General features: G+C 68.4%; 8 protein-coding genes. 3 read left to right on the top strand and 5 right to left on the bottom strand.

Features of this window, described 5'->3' with window-relative positions; genetic code table 11:
• The 4 genes from recF to VIR15_RS00025 all read right to left on the bottom strand — a co-directional run.
• A partial coding sequence (gene recF, locus VIR15_RS00040) for a DNA replication/repair protein RecF (protein WP_331925419.1) occupies window positions 1–1093 on the bottom strand: 1093 nt, incomplete at its 3' end.
• A gap of 6 nt (window positions 1094–1099) precedes the next feature.
• Window positions 1100–2224, bottom strand: a complete 1125-nt coding sequence (gnd, locus tag VIR15_RS00035) for a phosphogluconate dehydrogenase (NAD(+)-dependent, decarboxylating) (protein WP_331925418.1) — start codon at window positions 2222–2224, stop codon at window positions 1100–1102.
• 148 nt (window positions 2225–2372) lie between these two features.
• Window positions 2373–3500, bottom strand: coding sequence for a DNA polymerase III subunit beta (gene dnaN, locus VIR15_RS00030; protein WP_331925417.1), 1128 nt, complete (start codon window positions 3498–3500; stop codon window positions 2373–2375).
• Window positions 3501–4083: 583 nt separating this feature from the next.
• The gene (locus tag VIR15_RS00025) at window positions 4084–4779 is read right to left on the bottom strand and encodes a TetR/AcrR family transcriptional regulator (RefSeq protein ID WP_331925416.1); all 696 of its coding nucleotides are present in this window, start codon (window positions 4777–4779) and stop codon (window positions 4084–4086) included.
• 111 nt (window positions 4780–4890) lie between these two features.
• Here VIR15_RS00025 and VIR15_RS00020 point away from each other — a divergent pair, with 111 nt between their 5' ends.
• On the top strand, window positions 4891–5865 hold the full coding sequence (locus VIR15_RS00020) for an NAD-dependent epimerase/dehydratase family protein (protein ID WP_331925415.1): 975 nt from the start codon (window positions 4891–4893) through the stop codon (window positions 5863–5865).
• Window positions 5866–5892: 27 nt separating this feature from the next.
• Here VIR15_RS00020 and dnaA read toward each other — a convergent pair whose 3' ends face one another.
• On the bottom strand, window positions 5893–7578 hold the full coding sequence (dnaA, locus tag VIR15_RS00015; protein ID WP_331925414.1) for a chromosomal replication initiator protein DnaA: 1686 nt from the start codon (window positions 7576–7578) through the stop codon (window positions 5893–5895).
• 531 nt (window positions 7579–8109) lie between these two features.
• Here dnaA and rpmH point away from each other — a divergent pair.
• Window positions 8110–8247, top strand: coding sequence for a 50S ribosomal protein L34 (gene rpmH, locus VIR15_RS00010; RefSeq protein ID WP_331925413.1), 138 nt, complete (start codon window positions 8110–8112; stop codon window positions 8245–8247).
• A gap of 8 nt (window positions 8248–8255) precedes the next feature.
• Window positions 8256–8624 carry a ribonuclease P protein component gene (gene rnpA, locus VIR15_RS00005; protein WP_331925412.1) on the top strand — a complete coding sequence of 123 codons (369 nt, stop codon included), beginning with the start codon at window positions 8256–8258 and terminating at the stop codon, window positions 8622–8624.
• The last annotated feature ends 57 nt before the right edge of the window (window positions 8625–8681 follow it).

Raw genomic sequence — 8681 nt, 5'->3', positions numbered from 1 at the left:
CGCCCAGCCGCTCGCGGCGACCGGTGTCCAGCTCTGCGAAGACGTCATCGAGGACGAGCACGGGGTCGTCGCCGAGGTCACGGGCCAGCAGCCGGTAGGCCGCGAGCTTGAGGCCGAGGGCGAAGCTCCACGACTCACCGTGGCTGGCATAGCCCTTGGCCGGGAGGTCGCCGAGACTGAGGACGACGTCGTCACGGTGGGGACCGACGAGGCTCACGCCTCGCTCGATCTCCGTCGCGCGAACCGCGGCGAGGCTGTCGAGCATGGCTGTCCGGAGCTCGTCGATCTCCGGCACCTCTCCGGCGGCGATGCGCTCGGCGATGCGCTCTGAGACCTCCTCGTGGAGCGAGCTCCTGTACCGCGCCGTCGCCCGGGCGTTGCTGGCCGACACCGCGTCGTAGCTGGCCCCGACGTCGGGCAGCAGGTCGCGCAGCAGTCGGAGGCGGGCGTAGAGCAGCTGGGCACCGACCGTCGAGAGGTGCTCGCTCCACACGTCGAGGGTGTGGAGGGCCGAGTCACGCGCCTCCTCGAGCGGTGGCTCGCCTGGGCGCGGGCGCCCCGCCCCCCGGCCTCGGCGCAGCACGGGTGCCGCAGACTTCAGCAGCGCATTGCGTTGCCGCAGGATCTTGTCGTAGTCGGACCGGACGCCAGCCCAGCGAGGCTGGCGCTGCACGAGCAGGTCGTCGAGGAAGCGGCGTCGCTCGGACGGGTCGCCCTTGACCAGGGCCAGGTCCTCGGGAGCGAAGAGGACGGTGCGCACGGTGCCGAGCACGTCGCGGGGCCGGGCGACTGGTGCGCGCCCGAGACGCGCCCGGTTCGATCGTCCCGGCGTGATCTCGAGCTCGACCATCGTCTCGCGCCCGTCGCGCACGATCGCACCGCGAATGATGGCCTGACTGGCGCCGAACCGGACCAGCGGCTGGTCGGTCGCCACCCGGTGCGACCCGAGCGTCGCCAGATAGCCGATCGCCTCGACGAGGTTCGTCTTGCCCTGGCCGTTCAACCCGATGAGCGTCGTGACGCCGGGGGACAGTGCGACATCGGCGCTGGGGTAGCTCCGGAAGTCCTTCAGGGTCAGGTGTCTGACGTGCACGCCCGCTCAGTCGGCGTGCTTCGAGCGCTCGGTGCCGAGCGCCGTGTGGGCCTGGTCGGTCGGCTCGGTCGCAGGCGGGGCACCCGCGTCGACGGCATCCTTTGCCGCCTCGACGTTGGCCTGCGATGCCCTCCCGAAAGCCCGCGAGCTCGCCTCGCCCTTGGCCGCGAAGGAGTGTACGTCGTGGGCCACCTTGTCCCGCTTGCCCGGCTCCTGCGGCACTTCACCCTCGCGGAGGGCGTCACCCTCGGCGATCGTCATGACCTGGTGCCCGCCGAACTCGCCACGCAGCGCGGCAACGGCCTGCATCGCGGGCGACGTCTTCTGTCGGGACGCGAAGCGGGCGAAGAGGGACGCCGAGATGACCGGCATCGGGACGCCCAGGGCGATCGCCTCCTCGACGGTCCACCGGCCCTCGCCGGAGTCCTGGGTGTAGTCGGACACGTTGCCGAGGTGGGGGTTCTCCTCGAGGGCGTCCACCATGAGGTCGAGCAGCCAGGAGCGCACGACGGTCCCGCGGCTCCAGGCCTTGAAGGTGCCCGACACGTCTTTGACGATGTCCTTGGTCTCGAGCAGCTCATAGCCCTCCGCGTACGCGTGCATGAGGCCGTACTCGATGCCGTTGTGGACCATCTTCGCGTAGTGCCCTGCCCCCACCTCGCCGGCGTGGACGAAGCTCTCCTCCCGGGGTCCCTCGGGGCGGAGCGCGTCGAAGACGGGCATGGCCCGCTCCACCCACTCCACATCGCCGCCACACATCAGCCCATAGCCGTTCTCCAGCCCCCAGACCCCGCCGGAGACGCCGCAGTCGACGTAGCCGATTCCCTTGTCACCGAGCAGCTTGGCGTTCTCGAAGTCGTCGGTGAACCTCGAGTTGCCACCATCGATGACGAGGTCGTCAGCCTTGAGCAGCTCGGCGAGGCGGGCGACGGTGTCACGTGTCGGGTCCCCTGACGGCACCATGACCCAGATGACGCGGGGGGCGGCCAGGCCCTCGACCATCGCCTCGAGCGTAGGGGCGTCGGTCACATCAGGGTTGCGGTCGTAGCCGATGACCTCGTGGCCGGCAGCGCGGAGCCGCTCGCGCATGTTGCCGCCCATCCTGCCGAGACCGATGAGACCGAGCTGCATGTCGAGTGCCTTCCGTTCCGGGCCAGATCCTGTGAGGGTAGTCGTCGCCACCCGCAGGTGTCGTTGTCGGGTCACCTACCCAAACAGGCTTATGCCGTATGCCGCTGGGCTCGCTCCCGAGGCCAACAGCAGTCAGCGACACCCTGGGTCAGCTGGCGAAGCGCACCGGCATGAGGACATACCGGTACGACGAGTTGGTCTCACTGTCGGCCTCCGGCTGCCCGGTGAGGACGGCTGGCCTGCTCGGTTGGGTGAAGGAGAGTCGGCTCCAGGGCTGGCCCACCGCGTGCAGTCCGTCGAGGAGGTACTGCGGGTTGAATGCGATCTGGATCTCCGGGCCGTGCAGGGTCGCCTCGACGGCTTCGCTCGCCTGGGCATCATCGCCCGTGCCCGCCTCGATGGCGACCTGCCCGTCGGTGAACTTGAGCAGGACCGGGGTGTTGCGCTCGGCCACGAGTGCGACTCGTTTGACGGCCTCCTCGAGCGCGGCCGTCTCGATGATGGCCTCGGTGTCCACCGAGGTGGGGAAGATCGAGGTGACCTTGGGGTACTCGCCATCGAGCAGGCGAGTCGTGGCTTGGCGCTGCCCGGCCTCGAAGCCGATCAGTCCGTCGCCGCCGCCTCCGAAGGCGAGCTGGACGGAGCCGGACGCTCCGAGTGCCTTGGCGGTCTCGGAGAGCTGCCTCGCCGGGATCAGGGCGACGTGGTTGGCCTCCGGGGTCGCCGGCGTCCAGGTCAGCTCCCGCATCGCCAGGCGGTAGCGGTCCGTGGCGAGAAGCACGACCTTGTCGCCGTCGATCTCCATGCGCACGCCGGTGAGGATGGGCAGCGTGTCGCCGCGGTCGGCGGCGATGGCCACCTGAGCCACAGCCTGCGTGAACACGTCCCCGGCAATGGTCCCGCTCGCCTCCGGCGCGGCGGGCAAGGTCGGGTAGTCGCTGACCGGCATCTCGCGCAGGCTGAACCGCGAGGAGCCACACGTCACGTTGACCTTGGTGCTGTCGGTGCTGACGTCGACGGGCTTGGCCGGCAGATTGCGGGAGATGTCGGCGAGGAGGCGCCCGAGGACGAGCACCTGGCCCGGCTCCGCGACGTCAGCCGGCACGGTGATGCGCGCGGACACCTCGTAGTCGAAGGCGGACAGGGTGAGGCTGCCGTCGTCGAACGCCTCCAGCATGACGCCCGCCAGCACCGGCACGGGTGGCCGGGCGGGGAGGCCCCGGGCAACCCAGGTCACTGCCTCGGCCAGGACGTCTCGCTCAACGCGGAACTTCACGACGGACTCACTTCACGACGATGGACATTGAAGCTCTGACAACACGTGCGGTTTCAGACAACAGTGGGGGCTCAGACATTAGCCCGTGGAGGTGATTCTGCACCACAGGGCTGACGGTCGGTGCGCGCTCCGCACATCTGGCCGGGCGGTCGGACCGCTGTACTCGGGGATCCTTCCTTTGACTGGGGTCTCGTCATAGTCGTAGGTGCTGTGGACGATGTGGACAACGGTCGTCAGCGCAGGTCGGGCGGCGTGGCGCCCTGTGTAGCTGCTGTGGGTGAACAGGCGCCTGCTCCGGATCGGCTGTGGACGGGCCAACGGCCGTACACACCCAGAACACAGGAGGGGTGCAGGTTTTCCGCAGGGTTTGCCTTTCCGTCCACAGTTGTCCACAGCAAGGTGTGGACAATGTCGAACGGCTGGCGATTCCTTGCTATTTGTCCACATTGCCCCTGTGGAGAAGTCCGAGCTAATTCCTCCACAGAGTTATCCACAGCGGTGGACAACCGGCCCCGGGGTGCTGGGCCGCGGTGTCACTGGATGGTCTCGTTGTGTACACACCTGTGGACGGAACTGTGGATCGTCAGGCCCGCTCCGTGGATGTGAGGAAGAGATCCCGGGCTCGAGCCAGATGCCACTCGAACAGCGCCTCGGGGTCTGCGATCGGACCGAGCTGGTGAAAGAGCTCGCTCGTCACTGCGCCCAGGAGCAGAGTCCAGGCGGAGAGTCCTCGGCCCAGGGCATTGGCGTCGACCTCGAGCCCGGTGAACAGGTCGTCGGCGAGGAGGTCGCCGACAGCGCGGCTGGAGAGGTCGTCGGCCCGGGGGTCGGGCATGCGTCCAGCGCGCAGGGCATCCTGAAGCAGCTGGATGAGGATGGCCTGGACCGCGGTGCCGGGCCCGATGGTGAGCTCTCCCGGTGCGGCGTAGTCGGGGACCGGCGAGCCGTAGATGAGGGCGAAGTCGTGCGGGTTGGCCAGGGCCCACTCGCGCATGGCGCGCCCGACCGCGTTCCACCGGCCGTCGAGGTCGTCTGCCGGAACGGCCGAGTGGGCTGAGGCTGCAGTCTCGGCCAAGGACGTGTAGGCCCGCACGATGAGGCGCGTCAGCAGGTCGTCGCGGCTCGCGACATACCGGTAGATGCCCGAGGAGACCATGCCGAGCTCCTTGGCGACCGAACGGAGACTGAGGCCGGGTGCGCCGTACTTCGCCAGGTGCTCGCGGGCGACCCGGGTGATCTCTGCCTCGATGGCGGCGCGGCGCTCCTGACGGACTCCCATGCCGCCAGCCTGCCACAGTTCCGGAACAAATGTGAGCACCGCTCTTGATTTGTGAAGCACTCGGATCCATACTGGATTCGAGAGCAGTGCTCACTTATCGAAGGAGTTCCCATGTCGCACCACCTCGTCCTCGGCGCCGGCGGCGTCGGCCGAGCCACCACCGGCGAGCTCGTCACGCTCGGCCACGCCGTCACCCTCGTATCCCGCTCCGGCCACGTCACCGACCGCCCCTGGGAGACCACTCATCCGGACGCCGTGCAGGTCGTCGCCGCCGACGCCAGGGACGAGCGCCGTCTCGCCTCCCTCGCGCGGGGTGCCACGAGCATCGTCAACGCGCTCAACCCGCCGAGCTACACGACCTGGGACACCGACTGGCCACCCGTGGCAGCGGCGGTCCTCTCGGCCGCCGAGACCTCCGGCGCCGGACTCGTCATCATCGGCAACCTCTATGGCTACGGTCGCGTCGAGGGCCCGATGACAGAGGACCAGCCGATGCGGCCGGCCGGGCACAAGGGCCAGCTCCGTGCCCGGATGTGGGCCGACGCCCTTGCCCTGCACGAATCGGGGCGGCTCCGCGCGACCGAGCTGCGCTCGAGCGACTACTTCGGTCCGGGGACGACGCGGATGACGAGCTATCTCAACGACGTCATCATCGACTCCCTGCTCGCCGGGCGTCCTCCGTTCCTCCCGCTGGGTCGCCGGGACGCGCCCCATTCATGGACCTACGTGCCGGATGTGGGCCGGCTCGCCGCACGGGTCGCGGCGGGGGATCCGAGGGACATCGGGGACCTGGCCTGGGGCCGGGCCTGGCACGTGCCGACGTCGGCGCCGCGAACCTTCCAGGAGGCAGCGGACGATGTGGCCCGAATCGCCGGCGTCCGGCGGCGACGGCTCTGGGTGCTGCCCCGGGCGCTCGGGACCGCGGCTGGCGTTGCCGTGCCGTTCATGCGCGAGCTGCGCGAGACCCGGCACCAGTTCGAGCGCCCCTTCATCCTCGACAGCACTGACACCGAGCGAACCTTCGGGCTCGAGCCCACGCCCTGGGAGGACGCGCTCAAGGTCACCATCGCCTCGCGACAGGACTGAGCGGCATACGGCTGCTGTCGCCGGAGCTCAGGTGGACTGCTGACGGATCCGGTTGGTCAGCTCGGTCACCTGGTTGTAGATGGCGCGGCGCTCGCTCATCAGCTCGCGGATCTTGCGATCGGCGTGCATCACCGTCGTGTGGTCGCGCCCACCGAAGTGCTGCCCGATCTTCGGCAGGGACAGGTCGGTCATCTCGCGGCACAGGTACATGGCGATCTGTCGAGCGGTGACGAGCTGGCGGGACCGCGACGAGCCACACAGGTCCTCGATCGTCACCGCGTAGTAGGCGGACGTGACGGCCATGATCGTTGCCGCCGTCACCTGGTTTGGCGTCTCGTTGGGCAGCACGTCCTTCAGGACGATCTCGGCCAGGGGCAGGTCGATCTGCTGGCGGTTGAGGTTGCTGAAGGCCGTGACCCGGATGAGCGCACCCTCGAGCTCGCGGATGTTGGTGCTGAAGTTGCTCGCGATGTACTCGAGCACGTCGTCGGGCACCGACATCCGCTCCTGGATCGCCTTCTTGCGCAGGATTGCGATGCGGGTCTCGAGGTCGGGTGGCTGGACGTCGGTGAGCAGGCCGGACTCGAACCGTGTGCGCATGCGGTCCTCGAAGCCCGACAGCTCCTTGGGTGGCAGGTCGCTCGTGATGATGATCTGCTTGTTCGCGTTGTGGAGCGTATTGAACGTGTGGAAGAACTCCTCCTGGGTCTGGAGCTTGCCCTGGAGGAACTGGATGTCGTCGATGAGCAGGACGTCGACGCTGCGGTAGCGGGACTGGAAGGCACTGGCCTTGTCGTCGCGGATGCTGTTGATGAAGTCGTTGGTGAACTCCTCGGAGTTCACGTAGCGGACCCGCACATTGGGGAACATCGTCCGGGCGTAGTGCCCGATCGCGTGGAGCAGGTGGGTCTTGCCGAGCCCCGACTCGCCGTAGACGAAGAGCGGGTTGTACGCCTTCGCCGGCGCCTCCGCGACGGCAACGGCGGCGGCGTGAGCGAAGCGGTTGCTCGCACCGATGACGAAGGTGTCGAAGGTGTACTTCGGGTTGAGCCGCGTGTCGCTCGCCTGGGCCGCCGGCTCCGGTCGTTGCTGTCGCAGCGGGCCGCTCTCCCCGCCGGGCATGTGAGCGTGTTGGATCCCCTGGTGCACTTGGCCGGGCTGGAGGTGGTCCGGTGAGAGGTACCCGGCCCGTCGGTGATCCGGGCCCAAACCATTGGGACCCATCGGTGGCGCGAACTCCGCCGGGGTCGTCGCCGGGTCGAGATCGGCCGCCAACAGATCGGGAGCGCTGGCATCGAGATCCTTGAGCGGGTCCCCGCTGACGACGAGCGGCGTGACCGGCTCCAGTCGTGGGTCGCGCGTCCCGAAGGCATGCGCGACCCGGCCGACATCGGACAGCGCGGGTTGGCCCGTCGGCTCGTCCGTGATGAGTCCGAGGTCGTCCTGGTCGAGGGATTCGTCAACGCTGACCGCAAGTTGGACCGGGTGACCGAGATGCGTCGAGAGCGCAGCGACGACCTGGCCCTGGAGTCGGATCTCGAGGAAGTCCTTGGTGTAGGCGTTGGGCACCTTCACCAGAGCGGTCTGATCGAGCACGCCGACGAGCCGGCACAAGCGGACGAAGGCACGCTCCTGTGCGGTGACTCCCGCAGTGCCGAGCGACGCGAGGGTCTGATGCCAGACCTGGCCGTAGTCAACGTCTCCGCCCGTCACTGCCTCACCCTGTCCCTGACTGCTCTGTTGCCGCCCTGCTCGGATGTCCGACATGCTCGGGAGCACAGGACGATGTCCAGCCTGTCATCTCACCACTCCAGATGCGGACGTTTTCCACACGATTGTCCACACCCTGTGCATGACGGCGGAGAGCGCACTCGGCGGCAATCGTGCGAACCGCAACCTAACAACACCTGGATGCGGCTGACAACTGTCCCGCCTGCGAAAGGCTCGAGTCCTCGGCGTGTCGACTTGCGGATGAGCCGCGATGGTCAAGGATGGATACTTTGCGGGTGCGGCATCGGGCGTCATCGAGCCGGTTTGACCCCCCTTCCGCCGCTCCCGTATCGTGGATCGAGCGTGTCGGCGACCTCTTTCGCATGCCCGTGGCGCGCGCCTGGATGCGGTGGCGTCGATCCATGGGCTTGCCGATTGCGGTCGCCAGCAGCAGCAATCTGCAGTTGAACCACTCGATTGGACTTGGGATCAGGTCGGCGCCTGTCGTCCGTCCCGCAAGCAACGGAGAACCTCGTGAGCAAGCGCACCTTCCAGCCGAACAACCGTCGCCGCGCCAAGACACACGGCTTCCGCCTGCGCATGCGCACGCGCGCCGGCCGCGCCATCATCACCGCCCGTCGTCGCAAGGGCCGCTCCGAGCTCTCGGCCTGAGGACCGACGTGCTGCCGGCACGTCACCGCCTGCGCGATCGGGCGGACTTCACGTCGGCAGTGCGGGGACCAGGTGCCAGCAGAGCGGGCGGGCCACTTCTCGTCGTGCATGCCAACCGGACCGATGCGCGGGCGGAACTTCCGCCGCGCGTCGGTTTCGTTGTGTCGAAGGCGGTGGGGAACGCCGTGACCCGAAACCTGACCAAACGGCGACTGCGGGGAATCATGGCGACCCAGCTCAGCGGCATACCACATGGGGTTGACGTTGTGGTTCGCGCCAACCCCGCCGCCGCCCGCGCGACCTACCGCGACCTGGCGGACTCCCTTGCGCTGCAAGTGGATCGCGTATGCCGCTCACTTTCCAAGGCGTCCCCGTGACCACGGGTGGGGGGTCGGGTTCGGCGGGCTCGCTGGGGCGAGGGCTGGCCCTGCCGT

The organism is Intrasporangium sp., from assembly GCF_036566125.1.
GTDB lineage: Bacteria > Actinomycetota > Actinomycetes > Actinomycetales > Dermatophilaceae > Intrasporangium.
The sequence above is the reverse complement of the archived record's forward strand: the minus strand, read 5'-3'. Positions and strand labels throughout refer to the sequence as shown.

Bases quoted from the DNA above. Each gene is read 5' to 3' on its own strand.
- gnd (WP_331925418.1), bottom strand. From the start codon at position 2,224: ATGCAGCTCGGTCTCATCGGTCTCGGCAGGATGGGCGGCAACATGCGC.
- VIR15_RS00025 (WP_331925416.1), bottom strand. From the start codon at position 4,779: ATGGGAGTCCGTCAGGAGCGCCGCGCCGCCATCGAGGCAGAGATCACC.
- VIR15_RS00020 (WP_331925415.1), top strand. From the start codon at position 4,891: ATGTCGCACCACCTCGTCCTCGGCGCCGGCGGCGTCGGCCGAGCCACC.